General features: G+C 58.4%; 13 protein-coding genes, 1 tRNA gene and 2 other RNA genes. 4 read left to right on the forward strand and 12 right to left on the reverse strand.

Annotated features, from left to right (window positions below; genetic code table 11):
• Nucleotides 1-8 precede the first annotated feature (8 nt).
• From dppF to ACLH1U_RS18195, 11 genes are all read right to left on the reverse strand, one after another.
• Nucleotides 9-1,022: a dipeptide ABC transporter ATP-binding subunit DppF gene (dppF, locus tag ACLH1U_RS18145; protein ID WP_023291307.1), complete on the reverse strand. Its 1,014-nt coding sequence runs from the start codon at nt 1,020-1,022 to the stop codon at nt 9-11.
• Complete coding sequence (gene dppD / locus ACLH1U_RS18150) at nt 1,019-2,002, reverse strand: dipeptide ABC transporter ATP-binding protein (RefSeq protein ID WP_411299384.1); 984 nt, start codon at nt 2,000-2,002, stop codon at nt 1,019-1,021. The genes dppF and dppD overlap by 4 nt, the downstream gene beginning before the upstream one ends.
• Before the next feature lie 10 nt (nt 2,003-2,012).
• Nucleotides 2,013-2,915, reverse strand: coding sequence for a dipeptide ABC transporter permease DppC (dppC, locus tag ACLH1U_RS18155; RefSeq protein ID WP_032454328.1), 903 nt, complete (start codon nt 2,913-2,915; stop codon nt 2,013-2,015).
• Between the two features lie 9 nt (nt 2,916-2,924).
• On the reverse strand, nt 2,925-3,944 hold the full coding sequence (gene dppB / locus ACLH1U_RS18160) for a dipeptide ABC transporter permease DppB (protein ID WP_002921786.1): 1,020 nt from the start codon (nt 3,942-3,944) through the stop codon (nt 2,925-2,927).
• Nucleotides 3,945-4,078: 134 nt separating this feature from the next.
• Entirely contained in the window at nt 4,079-5,686 is a 1,608-nt protein-coding gene (gene dppA / locus ACLH1U_RS18165) for a dipeptide ABC transporter periplasmic-binding protein DppA (RefSeq protein WP_023291310.1), read from the reverse strand.
• An 837-nt stretch (nt 5,687-6,523) separates the two neighbouring features.
• Nucleotides 6,524-6,656: non-coding RNA, RtT sRNA (locus ACLH1U_RS18170), on the reverse strand.
• 34 nt (nt 6,657-6,690) lie between these two features.
• A non-coding RNA gene (locus ACLH1U_RS18175) (RtT sRNA) lies at nt 6,691-6,823 on the reverse strand.
• 34 nt (nt 6,824-6,857) lie between these two features.
• Nucleotides 6,858-6,934: transfer RNA gene (locus tag ACLH1U_RS18180), tRNA-Pro, on the reverse strand.
• A gap of 91 nt (nt 6,935-7,025) precedes the next feature.
• On the reverse strand, nt 7,026-8,720 hold the full coding sequence (gene eptB / locus ACLH1U_RS18185) for a kdo(2)-lipid A phosphoethanolamine 7''-transferase (protein ID WP_023291311.1): 1,695 nt from the start codon (nt 8,718-8,720) through the stop codon (nt 7,026-7,028).
• A gap of 242 nt (nt 8,721-8,962) precedes the next feature.
• On the reverse strand, nt 8,963-10,168 hold the full coding sequence (locus ACLH1U_RS18190; protein ID WP_023291312.1) for an MFS transporter: 1,206 nt from the start codon (nt 10,166-10,168) through the stop codon (nt 8,963-8,965).
• A 241-nt stretch (nt 10,169-10,409) separates the two neighbouring features.
• On the reverse strand, nt 10,410-11,054 hold the full coding sequence (locus ACLH1U_RS18195; RefSeq protein ID WP_077271771.1) for an autotransporter outer membrane beta-barrel domain-containing protein: 645 nt from the start codon (nt 11,052-11,054) through the stop codon (nt 10,410-10,412).
• A 142-nt stretch (nt 11,055-11,196) separates the two neighbouring features.
• Here ACLH1U_RS18195 and tag point away from each other — a divergent pair, with 142 nt between their 5' ends.
• On the forward strand, nt 11,197-11,778 hold the full coding sequence (tag, locus tag ACLH1U_RS18200; protein WP_064158048.1) for a DNA-3-methyladenine glycosylase I: 582 nt from the start codon (nt 11,197-11,199) through the stop codon (nt 11,776-11,778).
• Nucleotides 11,756-12,196, forward strand: coding sequence for an N-acetyltransferase (locus tag ACLH1U_RS18205; protein WP_032454332.1), 441 nt, complete (start codon nt 11,756-11,758; stop codon nt 12,194-12,196). The genes tag and ACLH1U_RS18205 overlap by 23 nt, the downstream gene beginning before the upstream one ends.
• Here the strand turns inward: ACLH1U_RS18205 and ACLH1U_RS18210 are convergent.
• Entirely contained in the window at nt 12,165-14,495 is a 2,331-nt protein-coding gene (locus tag ACLH1U_RS18210; protein ID WP_411299385.1) for a molybdopterin guanine dinucleotide-containing S/N-oxide reductase, read from the reverse strand. The two genes, ACLH1U_RS18205 and ACLH1U_RS18210, sit on opposite strands and share 32 nt — an antisense overlap.
• A gap of 166 nt (nt 14,496-14,661) precedes the next feature.
• Between ACLH1U_RS18210 and ACLH1U_RS18215 the strand changes: the two genes are divergently transcribed.
• On the forward strand, nt 14,662-15,324 hold the full coding sequence (locus ACLH1U_RS18215) for an OmpA family lipoprotein (protein ID WP_023291317.1): 663 nt from the start codon (nt 14,662-14,664) through the stop codon (nt 15,322-15,324).
• 103 nt (nt 15,325-15,427) lie between these two features.
• Nucleotides 15,428-16,444, forward strand: coding sequence for a LacI family DNA-binding transcriptional regulator (locus tag ACLH1U_RS18220; RefSeq protein WP_411299386.1), 1,017 nt, complete (start codon nt 15,428-15,430; stop codon nt 16,442-16,444).
• The last annotated feature ends 7 nt before the right edge of the window (nt 16,445-16,451 follow it).

Genomic DNA, 16,451 nt, shown 5'->3' on the forward strand with positions numbered 1-16,451 from the left:
GCGTGCCATCAGGCGTGGGGCTTTTGCGGATTCTCATCCTGGTCGACGGCAAAGCAGGCCACCAGCTGGCCGCCGTAATCCTTCAGCTGCGGCTGAAGCTGGGTGCAGGGGCCGAAGCGCCGGCGGCAGCGCGCGTTGAAGGCGCAGCCCGGCGGCGGATTCAGCGGGCTCGGCAGCTCGCCGGTCAGCTTAATCCGCTCGCGACGGTCGTCCGGGTTCAGACGCGGCGTCGCCGACAACAGCGCCTGGGTGTATGGATGACGCGGATTGTTAAAGATCTGCTCCTTGGTGCCCTTCTCCACGCAGCGGCCGAGATACATCACCATCACTTCATCAGCGATATGCTCGACGACCGACAGGTCGTGGGAGATAAACACGTAGGACAGTCCTAAATCCTGCTGCAGATCCATCATCAGGTTCAGCACCTGAGCGCGTACCGAAACGTCCAGCGCGGAGACCGGCTCATCGGCAATCACCACGTCCGGATCGAGCATCAGCCCGCGGGCAATGGCGATACGCTGGCGCTGACCGCCGGAGAACATATGCGGATAGCGATCGTAATGCTCTGTTTTCAGGCCCACTTTCGCCATCATCGCCAGCGCTTTTTCGCGGCGCTGCTCTTTGCTCAGGCTGCTGTTAATCAGCAGCGGCTCTTCCAGAATCTGCCCCACTTTTTTACGCGGGTTCAGAGAACCGTAGGGGTTCTGGAACACAATCTGGATTTTTTGCCGCCGCAGCTTCTGCGCCTGCGGGTCGTGCTTAAGCAGATCCTGCCCCTGATAATAGAGCTCGCCGCCGGTGGGAATTTCAATCATCGTCAGCAGACGACCGAGGGTCGATTTACCGCAGCCCGACTCCCCCACCACCGCCAGCGTTTTACCGCGCTCAAGGGTAAAGGAGACGCCGTCCAGCGCCTTCACCAGCCGTTCCGGGGCGAATAACCCCTTCTTCACCGGGTAGTGTTTTTTCAGATCAATGGCCTGCAACAGCGGTTGTGGCGTGGCGGCCTTTTGCGTACTCATAATCCAGGCCTCCCGGCATCATCGAGTGGGTAGTGACATTTAGACTGGCGGCCGCCAGTGAGATCCGCGAGCGCCGGCTCTTCACTACGACATTTATCCGTAGCATAGGGGCAGCGCGGGTTCAGCAGGCAGCCGTTGGGACGGTCATATTTCCCCGGCACCACGCCCGGCAGCGACGCCAGACGCGCTTTATCCTGGGCGAACTCCGGCAGCGCGCGCAGCAGCGCCTGGGTGTATGGATGGCGCGGCGCGCGGAAAATATCCTTCGCATCGCCAGTCTCCACCACCTGACCGGCATACATAACGATAATTTTATGCGCGGCCTCGGCCACCAGCGCCAGGTCGTGGGTGATCAGCACCAGCGCCATATTCTCCTGCTGCTGCAGATCCAGCAGCAGCTCGATGATCTGCGCCTGAATGGTCACGTCCAGCGCGGTGGTCGGTTCATCGGCAATCAGCAGTTTTGGCCGACAGGCGATAGCCATCGCGATCATCACGCGCTGGCTCATCCCGCCGGAAAGCTGATGCGGATAGACGTCCAGCCGCGACGCCGGATCGGGAATGCCCACCAGGTTCAGCAGGTCGATGGCCCGCTTGCGGCGGGTTTGCTTATTGCCGCCCTGATGGACTTTAATCGCTTCCATAATCTGGTAGCCGACGGTATAGCACGGATTGAGGCTGGTCATCGGATCCTGGAAGATCATCGCCACCTCCGCCCCCACCAGCTGGCGCCGCTCTTTTTCAGAGATGCGCTGCAGATCGCGGCCGTTAAACTCCAGTTTGTCCGCCATCACCCGGCCGGGGTAATCAATCAGGCCCATAATCGCCAGCGAGCTGACGGATTTACCGGATCCAGACTCCCCGACGATGCCGACCACTTCGCCCTGCTTCACGCTATAGCTGATGCGGTCCACGGCGCGGAACGGCGCGTTTTCATCGCCGAAATGCACCGATAATTTATCTACATTCAATAACGCCATCTCGAACCTCTTACTGCTTCAGTTTGGGATCGAGCGCGTCACGCAGACCGTCACCCATCAGGTTAAATGCCAGCACCGTCAGCAGGATCGCCACGCCCGGGAAGGTCACCACCCACCAGGCGCTCTGTGCGAACTGCAATACGTCGGAGAGCATGGTGCCCCACTCCGGCGTCGGCGGCTGCGCGCCCATGCCGAGGAACCCCAGCGCGGCCATGTCGAGAATGGCGTTAGAGAAGCCCAGCGACGCCTGAACGATCAGCGGCGCGAGACAGTTAGGCAGAATATTGACGAACATCTGGCGCATCGCCCCGGCGCCCGCCACGCGGGAGGCGGTCACGTAGTCGCGGTTGACCTCCACCAGCACCGCCGCGCGCGTCAGACGCACATAGTGCGGGAGCGCCACGAAGGTGAGCGCCAGCGAGGCGTTGACGATGGAGGGGCCGAAGATAGCCACCAGCACCAGCGCCAGCAGCAGACTCGGCAGCGCCAGCATAATATCGACGACGCGCATGATGATCGAGTCCACCACCCCGCCGAAATAGCCCGCCACCAGGCCTAGCACCACGCCGAGGATCAGCGACAGGACCACCACCAGGCAGCCCACCAACAGCGACAGGCGCGCGCCATACATCAGGCGAGACAGAATATCGCGGCCCACGTCGTCGGTGCCGAGCAGATGCGCCAGGCTGCCGCCCTCCTGCCAGAACGGGGGCGCCAGCAGCGAATCACGGAACTGATCCGCCGGGTTATACGGGGCGAGGAAGTTGGCGAATACGGCGATAATGATCATCACCGCCACGTACACCAGACCGACCACCGCCCCTTTATTGCGCTTGAAATAGTGCCAGAACTCCTGCAGCGGGGTCATGGGCACCGGTGCAGCGATAACTTTATTTTCAGTAACTTGTGACATGATGGCCCCTTACTTCTTATGCCGGATACGCGGGTTCACCACGCCGTACAGCAGGTCGACCAGCAGGTTGACGAGGATAATCATCGTCGCCACCAGCAGCACCCCGCCCTGCACCACCGGATAATCGCGACGCTGCAGCGCGTCGATCAGCCAGCGGCCTAAACCAGGCCATGAGAAAATGGTTTCCGTCAGGATGGCGCCCGCCAGCAGCGTGCCCACCTGCAGGCCAATCACCGTGACCACCGGCAGCATCGCGTTACGCAGCGCGTGGATCACAATCACCCGCATCCGGGTCAGGCCTTTGGCGCGCGCGGTACGGATGTAGTCTTCGCCGAGCACTTCCAGCATCGACGACCGGGTCATACGCACGATCACCGCCAGCGGAATGGTGCCCAGCACGATGGCGGGCAGGATCATATGCATTAAGGCGTCAATAAAGTCGCCCTGCTCGCCCCAGATGGCGGTGTCGATCAGCATAAAGCCGGTCAGCGGCAGGGTATCGTCAAGGAACACCGTATCGCTGATGCGCCCGGAGACCGGCGTCAGGTTCAGCTGTACCGAAACCAGCATAATCAACATCATGCCCCACCAGAAGATAGGCATCGAGTAGCCGGTCAGCGCCAGGCCCACCGCGGTGTGGTCAAAGATGGAGCCGCGTTTTACCGCAGCCAGCACGCCCACCGGAATGCCGACGGCGACGGCGAAGATCATCGCGCAGACGCCCAGCTCAAGGGTGGCTTTAAAGCGCGGGACAAACTCCTGCCACACGGGAATGCGGCTTTTCAGCGAGATGCCTAAATCGCCGTGCAGCACGCCCCAGATATAGTGGGCATATTGCTGCCACAGCGGCTTATCAAGGCCCATTTCGGCCAGCAGCTGCGCGTGACGTTCGGGGGAAATACCACGTTCGCCCGCCATAATCATCACCGGATCGCCGGGGATCATATGGACGAAGGCAAAGGTGAGAAGGGTGATACCGATAAATGTCGGGATGACAAGTCCCAGACGTCGGAGAATAAACTGCAACATAACCCGGATTCTCTCTAGTGACGCCCCGCCTGGCGACAGGGCGTCTGTATTGCTCACAAAAGCATTCCCCGGAATAGCGGGAATACGCCCCCCACCTCTCCCACGCGGGGAGAGGGGGTCAGGCATCGTGCTTATTATTCGACAGAGACGTTATCGAAGTGGTGTTTACCCAGCGGATCCACCACATAGCCTTTGACTTCTTTACGCACTGGCTCGTAAACGGTGGAGTGAGCGATGATCAGCGCCGGAGCCTGGTCATGCATCACTACCTGAGCCTGTTTGTACAGTTCAATACGCTTGTTGTGGTCGTCGGTGGCACGGGCCGGCTGAATCAGATCTTCAAACGGCTTATAGCACCAGCGCGAGTAGTTGGAGCCGTCTTTCGCCGCGGCGCAGCTGAACAGGGTCGCGAAGAAGTTATCCGGATCCCCGTTGTCGCCGGTCCAGCCCATCATGACGGTCTGGTGCTCGCCCGCTTTCGCGCGTTTCAGATACTCGCCCCACTCGTAGGTGACGATCTTGGCCTGGACGCCAATCTTGGCCCAGTCGGCCTGGATCATCTCCGCCATACGGCGGGCGTTCGGGTTATACGGACGCTGTACCGGCATCGCCCACAGGTCGATAGTGAAGCCTTTTTCCAGGCCCGCTTCTTTCAGCAGCTGCTTCGCCTTCTCCGGATCGTAGGTGTAGTCTTTGACGTCGTCGTTATAGCCCCACATGGTCGGCGGGATCAGGTTCTTCGCCGCCTGGCCTGCGCCCTGGTAAACCGCTTTGATGATCGCTTCTTTGTTAACCGCGTAGGTCAGCGCCTGACGAACTTTCACCTCGTCCAGCGGTTTCTTCTCGGTGTTGAAGGAGAGATAACCGACGTTCAGACCCGGCTGCTCCAGCAGGGTAATGTTTTTATCTTCCTTCATGCGCGCGATGTCCGCCGGGTTAGGATACGGCATCACCTGGCACTCATTTTTCTGCAGCTTGGCGTAGCGCACGGAGGCATCCGGGGTGATGGAGAAGACCAGACGATCGATCTTCGGCTTGGTGCCCCAGTAGCCCGGGAAGGCTTTATACAGAATGCGGGAATCTTTCTGGTACTGCAGCAGCTGGAATGGACCGGTACCGATAGGATTGAGGTCTACTTTTTCCGGCGTGCCGGCTTTCAGCATGTTGTCGGCATACTCTTTAGAGAGAATGGAAGCGAAGTCCATGGCCAGGTCAGCGAGGAACGGCGCTTCCGGGCGGGTCAGGACGAACTGGACGGTTTTATCGTCCACTTTCTTCACTTCGCTGATCAGGTCTGGTAACCCCATCCCTTCAAAGTATTCATAGCTGCCGCCAGAAACTTTATGGTACGGGTTATTGGTATTCTTCTGACGATCGAAGGAGAACACCACGTCATCGGCGTTCAGGTCACGGGTTGGTTTAAAGTCTTTATTATCCTGCCACTTCACGCCCTGACGCAGGTGGAAAGTATAGGTTTTTCCGTCCGCACTAACTTCCCATTTCTCAGCCAGTCCCGGAATAACTTCCGTCGTACCGGTTTTGAATTCGACCAGGCGGTTGTAGATGGGTACGGAACTGGCGTCATAGGTGGTGCCAGAGGTGAAGAGCTGTGGGTTAAAGCCTTCCGGCGAGCCTTCTGAACAATAAACCAGGGTTTTCGCTTGCACGCTGGCGGCGACGGTCATGGCGACCAGGCTCAGACCAAGCTTCAGCATCCCTGATTTCTTCAAGGAAATACTCATTATTCTGCTCCAAAACTGTGATGTTGTTTGCATATATCCGCCAGACCTTTATTTATTTTTATTCGTCATATTTCGAACCACGGATGCGTTGGCTGCGCTCGATTATCCCAGTCACATCGTTATCTATGTTCCTGGGGATTCGCAAACTTGCCGCCTTCCCGCAGCGCGAACTATTTAGAATATACCCGGTCCGGTCGGTGGTGCCCGAAGGCGTAGAGAGAGATGGGGATTCCTTTCGCAAAAACGACTGAGTTGCAGTACGGATTCTCCATGAAATGCCCCTCATGCCCTACAATCTGTCAACAGAATGGGGAAACGTCAATACAGCCAGCCGGGTTTTACATCCAGCGTGAGAAACGGCAGGCAAAGATTAAAAAAACTTCAAGACGCTATTTTCAGCAGAGAAATTTATGCTACAGGCGAATATGCAGAATAAAGACCTTATTAAGGTGCGACACCCAGTTGGAAACAATGCCAGCAAATGAGAAAAATTTCTTACTATGTGACCAATATGTGAGCGATTAATAGCGTGAACGTTAAAACGCACAGCGGAAAATGCTGCATTTAGCCATAAGCTTCGCGAAAAAAGATCTGTTCATCGATAAAAAAATGCAATGGAAGATGTCACAAAATAGCGAACAGCTGGCTGGAAATGGGGATAAAGACGTTTTTTGTGATTTTGATGGGGTTTTGGCCAGTAGCGCGCTGATGATGCCCGGCGGCGCTGCGCTTGCGCGGGCCTACGGAACCCAAGTCGAACCTCCTGCCCCCGGAGGTTCTCATCCTCACAGGCTACAGATGCAAAAAAGCCTGCTCATTGAGCAGGCTTTTCGAATTTGGTCGGTGATAGAGGATGACTCGCCACTTTGTGGTTCGCCCTGCGGGCCGTTGCTGACGCAACGTTCTCTCGCTCCGCTCGAGTCGAACCTCCTGCCCCCGGAGGTTCTCATCCTCACTGGCCACAGATGCAAAAAAGCCTGCTCGTTGAGCAGGCTTTTCGAATTTGGTCGGTGATAGAGGATGACTCGCCACTTTGTGGCTCGCCCTGCGGGCCGTTGCTGACGCAACGTTCTCTCGCTGCGCTCGAGTCGAACCTCCTGCCCCCGGAGGTTCTCATCCTCACAGGCTACAGATGCAAAAAAGCCTGCTCATTGAGCAGGCTTTTTGAATTTGGTCGGTGATAGAGGATTCGAACCTCCGACCCCTTCGTCCCGAACGAAGTGCGCTACCAGGCTGCGCCAATCACCGAATGCGGGGCGCATCTTACTGCTGGGATGCACCCCCGTCAATGCCTTATTAGCAAAAAATCAATCAAGCGGCGAGAATCTCGCCACTATTGCTATTCCTTCGCCGCTTTCTTCGAAGCCGGCACGCGGCACCAGTTGTTGTTCTCGTTGATTCCGCCATCCGGCGAGGTATAGCCGAGGCAGCCCATAATGGTGTCGTACAGCTCGACGTGGCGTCGCGGCACCTTCATCGCGGCCTGCTGCTGCAGATGGGCGAACGCGGCGGCATGATCGGGATTCTCCAGATATTTATCCGACATCCAGACCATCATCGGCACACGGAACTGTTCCGGCGGCGCCATCTTGCGCGGCGTACCGTGCAGATGTTCGCGCTCGTTAATCGACTCGCCATGGTCGGCGGCATAGAACACAATCGCTTTCTTATCCCGCAGCTGGTCGAGGACGCTGACGATAAAGTGATCGACATAGGTCACGCTGTTGTCGTAGGAGTTAATCAGCTCCGCTTTAGAACATTTGTTGTCGACGCCGACACACTCCGGCTTCCACTGGGCGAAGCTGCGCGGATAGCGTTGGGTATAGTTAAAGTGCGAGCCTTTAGTATGGAGGATGATCAGGTGCTTACCGGAGGCGTTGCCCTGCGCCATACCGCGCTTCATCTCATCCACCAGCAGCATATCGTCAACGCTCTTGCCGCGGTTACGCGGTTCGGCGCCAATCTGCTCGCGATAGGCGATATTGTTGGCCATCGTATTGCTGTAGAACCACATCTCACTCTGCATGGCGTACAGATTGCCGCTGAAGCCCAGTTGATGCAGCACCGCAAAGACGTTCTGCTCTTTGAGGGTCCGCTGCGGATTATCCTCTGCCCCGCCCTGACGCACAAACATGCAGCGTAACGACAGCTTGGTGGCGGTATCGCACGAGTAGCCGCGGAAGGCGACCAGATTCTTCTCTTTCGCCAGCTCTGGCGTGGTGTTGCGGCTATAGCCGAGGATGCCCATATGATCCCAGCGGGTGGTTTCGCCAATGATAAACACCACGTAGGTGTCATCGAGCCCTTCCGGGGCGACGTAGGTAAATTTCTTCGCCGGGTTAATCAGCGATTTGTTGTCTGAGGATTCATCCACCTGCGCCCAGGCGTACAGCCCCAGCGCCGACAGCCAGTTCGATGGCAGGTAGGAGTTGGCGATCACCCCGCCGTAGCTCGGCATATCCACTTCTGAATGGCGCTCTACATCGTGTTGGCGCAGCTCAAGCAGGCGGATGGGACCCCAGACGATGAGGCCGGCCAGCACCACGATCAGCACGTTTTTAACCCGCTGGCCCGGGGTACGCAGTTGGCGCAGCAGCGTATGACGGCAACGGTTGCTCCAGATAAACAGCAGCGGCGGGGCGCTCACCGCCGCCAGCCAGAGGATCAAATGCCAGCCGATGACCTCTTTCGACAGGTCGATATCGGTGGTCATCACCGAGGCGATAATCCCGTAGCCAATCACCACGTTGAGGAACGTCATGTAATAACTGGCGGCGGCGGAAAACAGAACAATCAGCGTCGCCAGAATGCGCCAGATACGGCGGCCGAACAGCGACAGAAGACGTAACAGGAAGAAGGTGACAAAGACCGTGGCCACCAGTTCAACGACACCGGAAAGCCCTTTCCAGAAAGTGAACTCTTGAGCATAACCATCGAAACGCCGAAAAAAAACGGCGACGTTCATAAACCAGCCGATGTACAGCGCCAGCCAAAAACTAAGCTTCTGCTGCGTCATCGTTCTAATATATTTCATGCAAGCAAACCTGGAAAAAGAAGAATAAAACACCGCCTGACGCTGTGGCATGAGTCAGTAGGCTAATAGGGTGCGTTAGGGTTGGTTATCAGAAACCTCTACAAAGCGCGATAAGTAGACCACAGGGAACGGGAAAAGTATCAGGAGGGAATGTGATCCAGCCAAACATTTACAAAACATTTGGCTGGATTGGCACTATTTGCTTAGGGTATTAATCAGGGGCACGTTTCACGCTGCAGGTTTCAGGCGTGCGCCTCGCTATAGACACTGCCTTTCGGCTGACGAATGGTGGTGGAAAGCGCCAGCGAAATAATCAGCAGAGCGAAGATCACGCAGAAGGTGACGTAGAAGCCCCCGAACAGCGAAGCGATGAGGGAACCACAGATGCTGCCGATACCAAAGCCCAGATAAATGACGCCATAGTTTTTCGCCAGGTTGTTCAGACCGAAGAATTCACTGACCAGCGACGGGAAGACGGTGATGGTTCCGCCGAAGTTAAAGGCGACGCAGGCAATCGCGGCGAAAAAGGTCATGGCATTCAGCGGAGCGAACAGCAGCGCGGCCATCCCCACCAGCGACACCACCTGACCGAGGGTGATCACGCGAATGCGGGAGATTTTATCGGACAGGATACCTAACACCAGGCGACCGCTAAGGTTAGCGATTGAGATAACCGTTACCGCATTGGCCGCCGTGGCGACATCCAGATGGACCATCCCCTGCGCGATATCTTTCGCCACGCCAATCACATACAGACCGCTCATGCAGGCCGTCAGGAACATCACCGCCAGCATCCAGTACTGCGGTTTACGCATCGATTCGGCGAGAGTAAAGTCATTTTCCACGACGCCGTTGGCCGCGGTGGTCGCCGTATGATTTGGCGCATCTTTCATCAGGGTCGCGCCAAAGACGATCATCACCAGCACGATAGCGCCCCAGATGACGAAGGTTTTTTCCAGACCGACGGTGGCCAGCAGATGAGTATCAATGAATTTGAACCCCAGGCTGCCGAGGCCATAGGAACCGATGGAGAAGGCGGAAATAAGCCCTTTGCGTTCCGGGAACCACTTCACGCAGTTCGACAGGGTCAGCAGATAACCGGCGCCGTCCGCCAGCCCCACCAGCACGCCCGCGCTCAGCCACAGCATCATCAGGCTGTTGGAGTGCGCGGTCAGAAAGAAGCCCAGTCCGAGCAGGATCCCGGAGGCCATGGTGACGCGCTTCACGCCGAAACGCTCCTGCAGCTTGCCGGCGACCGACGAGGAGAGCGCCAGCCCGAGGCTCAGCAGGCCAAAGGAGAAGGCGACCTGGCTGACCGGTTCGCCCAGTTTGTCAGACAGTGAACTGTTAAACAGGCTCCAGGTATAAACCGAACCGAGAGCGAATTGGGTGATGATGGTGCCGATAAGCGTAAGCCAGCGGGTCGATTGACGGTTTGCAGCGTTCATAGCAGTTGTCCTGATAAATTAACTGCCGCCACAATAGCGAAGGCCCCTCATCCAGTGGGGGAAAAAGGCATGAACTGCCATCAGCAGGGAATGAAATGCATTAATGGCGGAATGAATGGCATTGCATGACATTCATTCCGCGAATATCAGCAAAAAAGTTAGTGTGCGCTATCTCACAGAAATGCGCCATTACTGAGATTTAACAATAACCGCATCGTTTCAAACGCGTAACAATCCCCGCTCAAAAGTTGGCGCTGACCCCCATCAGATAGAGCGTATTTTCCCCCGACGGGACATTATCCGCCTGCGACAGGGTGGCCCATGCCGCCACATGCGATCCCAGCGGCATATCGGCGCCCAGGGTGACATCACTCCAGCCGCCCTCTCTGGCGCGAGTGGTCGGCGACCAGGCATCGCTGGCGAGCGACTGGTTATAGCTCACCTGAGCCCAGGGGTGCACGCCCCACAGCGACTGATAATCCATACGCCAGCCGAGCGTGTTGACATATCCCGTCTCGCCAACGCTTTTCGTCGCCGGCGCGCTGTAGTCGCTGCGCAGGCTGGCCACCGGCCCGGAGGTCATGCCGTTTGCCAGCAGATAATTCCAGCCGACGCTCATCCCCCGGCTGCTGTCCGGCGGCGCCAGCCCCTGGTTTAAAGTCAGTCCGCCCGGCGTTTCAGACGACTTCATCCGCTCGGCGAGGATATCTTCATAGCGTGGTTGGTGATCGCTATCCCATGTATAACGTTCCGACGTATTACTTTTTGTATCGATAGCGATATATTCCTGTTGCCAGGCATTCGCTCCAGAGACACACGATACCCAGACGGATACGCACACCGGGAACAAGAACCCCCGGAGGCCATTGCATTTCTTTATTATCATTAATGCGACTCCAGAAAAGAGCCGAATCGGCATTATTGCTGTGTTTTTTTGGGGATACGATTTCCCTGTATTAACTATTATCTTTATCTTTCAGTCGTCAAGCCGGGGCGTCCACTTTTTTAGCGCAGAGGGAGAAATAGCTATGCAGCGTTGCGGATGGGTGAGTCAGGATCCGTTATATATCGAGTATCACGATACCGAATGGGGTGTCGCGCAAAAAGCGTCCCAGCGGCTGTTTGAAATGATCTGCCTTGAAGGCCAGCAGGCCGGGTTGTCGTGGATCACGGTGTTAAAAAAACGGCAGAACTATCGCCAGGCTTTTCACCAGTTCGATCCGGTGCGCGTGGCGGCGATGGGGGACGATGATGTCGAGCGGCTGCTACAGGATACCGGGATTATCCGCCATCGGGGAAAAATCCAGGCCATTATCGGCAACGCCCGGGCGTATCTGGCGATGGAGGAAAATGGCGAGTCGTTCACTGATTTTGTCTGGTCTTTCGTCGACAATGCGCCGCAGGTCACCCGCGCGGCGACGCTGGCGGAGATCCCGACCACGACGCCGGCCTCTGATGCGCTTTCTAAAGCGTTGAAAAAACGCGGCTTTAAGTTTGTCGGTTCGACAATCTGTTACTCTTTTATGCAGGCCTGCGGGCTGGTCAACGACCATGTCACCGGCTGCTTCTGTCACCCGGGAGGTCAGGATGATCCGCAAGTGGGTCGCTAAAGATAATACACCGCTGCTGGCCCTGTGGCTGGATAGTACGATCCATGCCCATCCCTTTATCAGCGAAAGCTACTGGCGCGACAGCGTCGCGGTGGTACGGGACGTCTATCTTCCCGCCGCCAGCACCTGGGTCTGGGAGCGCGACGGAGAGCTAAAAGGCTTTGTCAGCGTGCTGGAGTCCCGCTTCGTCGGCGCGCTGTTCGTCGCGCCGGACGCCATTCGCCAGGGCATTGGCCGGGCGCTGCTGGATGAAGTCAAGCAGCACTACGCCTGGCTTAGCCTTGAGGTTTATCAGAAAAACGAATCAGCGGTCAGTTTCTACCATGCGCAAGGCTTCCGCATTGAAGATTGCGCATGGCAGGACGATACTCAGCACCCCACCTGGATTATGCGCTGGCCGGCGGATCAAATGCTGTAAGCGGCAGCGCCGGGCCGGTATATTTCTCCAGCCACGCCAGGGCGGTGTTCCCGGCACAGCCGTTGCCCAGCCGGGATGTCGGGATATCTTTGGTTAAGACGTTCACCGCCCCGTTTTTGCAGATGCCCGCCACCGGATCCAGGTCGGGCCACGCCCCTTCATGCAGGCATATCACCCCCGGGCGGATCCCCTCCGTCACCACCGCGCCGGCCAGCACCTGACCGCGGGCGTTCCACACCCGCACCAGATCGCCATCGGCAATCCCCCGCGCCCGGGCATCCTGCGGATGAATAGTCAACGGTTCGCGTCCGGCGACGGCATAGCGTTCGCGCAGCGCGGAGTAGTTCAGTTGACTGTGTAGACGGTGTGCCGGATGGGCCGACAGCAGCTGCAGCTGCCCCGCCTCGGCGTTGCCATGCCACTCGTCGGGCTCGAGCCACATCGGGTGCGGCGGGCAGTCGGCGTAGCCAAAGGCGGCGATGGTCGGCGAGTGGATCTCAATTTTACCGCTCGCCGTTTTCAGCGGGTTGGCCAGGGGATCGTCGCGGAAGGCGGCGAAGCGGATGAAACGGGCATTCTCCGGCGCCTCCGGCATCTCAATCAGCTGGTTAGCCTGCCAGAATTCGGCAAACGGCGGCAGCGTCACCTGCTGCTGGGCGCCGCGCCGGGCGGCCATCTGATAAAAGGTCTCCAGCCACTGCAGATCGCTCTTCCCTTCGGTAAAGCGCTCGCGGCCGCCCGCCTCCCAACGTTCGCTGAGGTCGGCAAAGACCGCGAAATCATCGCGCGCTTCACCCCGCGGGGCGACCACCTGTTTCATCGGCACCAGATGCTGATTGCTGTAGTCCCCGGTCATCGTCAGATCGTTGCGCTCAAACGAGGTAGTCGCCGGCAGAACGATATCGGCATGACGCGCGGCGGCGGTCCAGAAGCATTCGGAGATGACGATAAGCTCTGGTTTCTGCCAGGCCTGAATCAGGCGATTGGTATCCTGGTGATGAGTAAAGTTAGCGCCGCCGGCCCACCAGATAAAGCGAATATCGGGGAAGCGCCGCGCCATGCCGTTGTGCTGATACTCCGCACCCGGTTTCTCCAGCGCCTCGACAATCCGCGCGACCGGGATCTTCTCCACGGCGTCCACGCCACCGGCCACGCTCCCCTGCATCGAGCCCAGCACCGCCGCGCGGCGGGTCGGGTTGCCGCCGTTGGCGAAATGGTAGGAAAGCCCAAACCCGCCCCCCGGGGTGCCAATCTGCCCCAGCATCGCGGCCAGGGTGACCAACATCCAGTGTTTCTGCTCGCCATACTGCTGGCGCTGCATGCCCCAGCCAGACATCAGCATGGTGGTGTTTTCGTGGAAAAGTTTCGCCAGTTCGCGGATCTTATCAGCTGAGACGCCGCAAATAGCCGCCGCCCAGTCGGCGGTTTTCGCCACGCCGTCGCTTTCACCGGTCAGATAGCGGGCAAAAATCTCGTAGCCGCTGGCGCAGCGGGCAAGAAACTCGTCGTCCTGCCAGCCATTCTCCACCAGCGTATGGGCGATACCCAGCATCAACGCGACGTCGGTGCCCATATGCGGCGCGATCCACTCCATCGAATCGCCAAAGAAATCGACCGTTTCCGATCGCATCGGATCGATGCAGATCAAGCGCTTGCCGCTCTGGCGCAGCCGGTCGAACCACGGGATACCCTGCTCGTCGGAGGCGTTCCAGGCAATTTTCAGCGTGTTCAGCGGGTTGGCGCTCCACAGCACCACTACCTCGCTGTGCTCCAGCACCAGCGGCCAGCTGGTCTGCTGCTGATACACCTCATTGCCGCCCACGACGTAAGGCATGATCGCCTGCGCCGCGCCGGTGGAGTAATCCCCGAGATGGCCGGTGTAGCCGCCCGCCAGGCTCATATAGCGCTGCAGCAGGGTGGCCGCCTTATGCAGGATGCCGTTAGAACGCCAGCCGTAGGAGCCGGCAAAAATGGAGGCCGGTCCATAGCTTTCGCGGATCCGACGATGCTGGGCATCGATCAGATCCAGCGCCTGCTCCCAGCTCACCCGCACAAATTCATCCTGACCGCGGACCCCCTGGGGCTTGTCCGGAGAGGCGAGAAAGCCTTTGCGCACCATCGGGTAGCGCACGCGGGTTTTGCTGTGCACCTGGTCGCGCACCGCCGTTTGCAGCGAATTGGCAAACGGCGTCGCCAGCGCGCCGCGGGAGGAGAGGACGTTTTCCCCGTCCGTTTCCACCAGCATCGGTCCCCAGTGGGCGGCGGTTAAAATGGTTTTGGTTGCAGATGAGGTTGGCAAAGGCGGCTCCTGGTCAGCGAAGGCAGGTGTGGTGACGGCGCGATCGACGCCGTTCAATGTTATTTACAAAATGAGATGGTATGCGGGGAATTTTCTACGTATTCGCGCGTCATAATCAACCGTCACGTTCGCTGTGGCAAAGAATAAAAAGGATTAAGGACATTAAATGAAAAAACGCGTACTTATGATTGCGGCTCTGGTCAGCGGCACCCTGGCCGTTTCCGGCTGCACCACCAACCCCTATACCGGTGAGCGTGAAGCTGGCAAATCCGGTATTGGCGCAGGTATTGGCTCCTTAGTGGGCGCTGGCGTCGGCGCGCTTTCCTCCTCCAAACACGACCGCGGCAAAGGCGCGCTGATTGGCGCAGCGGCAGGCGCGGCGCTGGGCGGCGGCATTGGCTACTACATGGACGTGCAGGAAGCGAAGCTGCGCGACAAAATGCAGGGAACCGGGGTCAGCGTGACGCGAAATGGTGACAACATCGTGCTGAACATGCCGAATAACGTCACTTTCGACAGCAACAGCGCCAACCTGAAACCGGCCGGCGCCAACACCCTGACCGGCGTGGCCATGGTGCTGAAAGAGTATGAGAAAACCGCCGTTAACGTCGTCGGCTACACCGACAGCACCGGCAGTAAGGACCTGAATATGCGTCTGTCGCAGCAGCGTGCTGACAGCGTCGCCAGCGCGCTGATCACCCAGGGCGTGGCGGCCAACCGCATTCGCACCACCGGCATGGGCCCGGCGAACCCCATCGCCAGCAACAGCACGGCGGAAGGCAAGGCGCAGAACCGTCGCGTGGAAATCACCCTCAGCCCGCTGCAATAAGCGCATCCTCATGTTGCCCGGCCGCGCCTCTGCCGGGCAAAATGCTTGATATCGCTATTTTTCGCGCTAAGGTGTTGTCAGATTTTCAGCAAAGGAAGCCACCATGGCGAAAGCGGCGCGTGCAACCATTAGCGATGTGGCGAAAGCCGCAAAGACCGGCAAAACCAGCATTTCACGGTATCTTAACGGCGAGAAGCATCTGCTTTCCGACGATCTGTTATCACGTATTGAACAAGCCATTGCCGAACTCGACTACCGCCCCAGCCTGATGGCCCGCGGCCTCAAGCACGGCCGAACCCGCCTCATCGGCCTGATCATCGCCGATATCACCAACCCCTATTCGGTCAACGTTATGAGCGGCATTGAAGCGGCTTGCCGGGAAAAGGGCTTCACTCTGCTGGTGTGTAACACCAATAACGAGCTGGATCAGGAGCTGCACTACCTCGACCTGCTGCGCAGCTACCAGGTGGAAGGCATCGTCGTCAACGCGGTCGGCATGCGGGAGGATGGCCTGAACCGGCTGCAGCAGTCGGCCCTGCCGATGGTGCTGATTGACCGTAAAATCCCCGATTTCGCCTGCGATGTGGTCGGGCTTGATAACGCCCAGGCCGCCACTACCGCCACCGAACACCTGGTGGAGAAAGGCTTTGAGGCCATCCTGTTTCTTAGCGAACCGCTGGGGTCGGTCAATACCCGCCGCGAGCGCCTGAGCGCCTTCCGCGCCACGCTCACCCGCCACCACGGCGTGGTGGCCGAAAACGCCGAAGTGCAGCTCAACGACGGCGCGATGATGGACAACGTCCTGCGCCAGTTCCACGCCCGCCACCGCGGGATGCGCAAAGCGGTGATCTCCGCCAACGGCGCACTGACGCTGCAGGTGGCCCGCGCCCTGAAGCGCGTCGGCCTGATCTGGGGCAGCGATATCGGCCTGCTGGGCTTCGACGAACTGGAGTGGGCGGAGCTGGCTGGCGTCGGCATCACCACCCTCAAACAGCCGACGTGGCAGATCGGCTACGCGGCGGTGGAACAGGTGATTCGGCGCATTGCTGGCAGTAATGACCCCATCTGCGAGCGGGTCTTCTCCGGCGAGCTTATCGTCCGCGGATCAACTTCCCATTAACGATCCT

It is taken from the genome of Klebsiella sp. 1SOBk5mer (genome assembly GCF_046603115.1).
GTDB lineage: Bacteria > Pseudomonadota > Gammaproteobacteria > Enterobacterales > Enterobacteriaceae > Klebsiella > Klebsiella quasipneumoniae.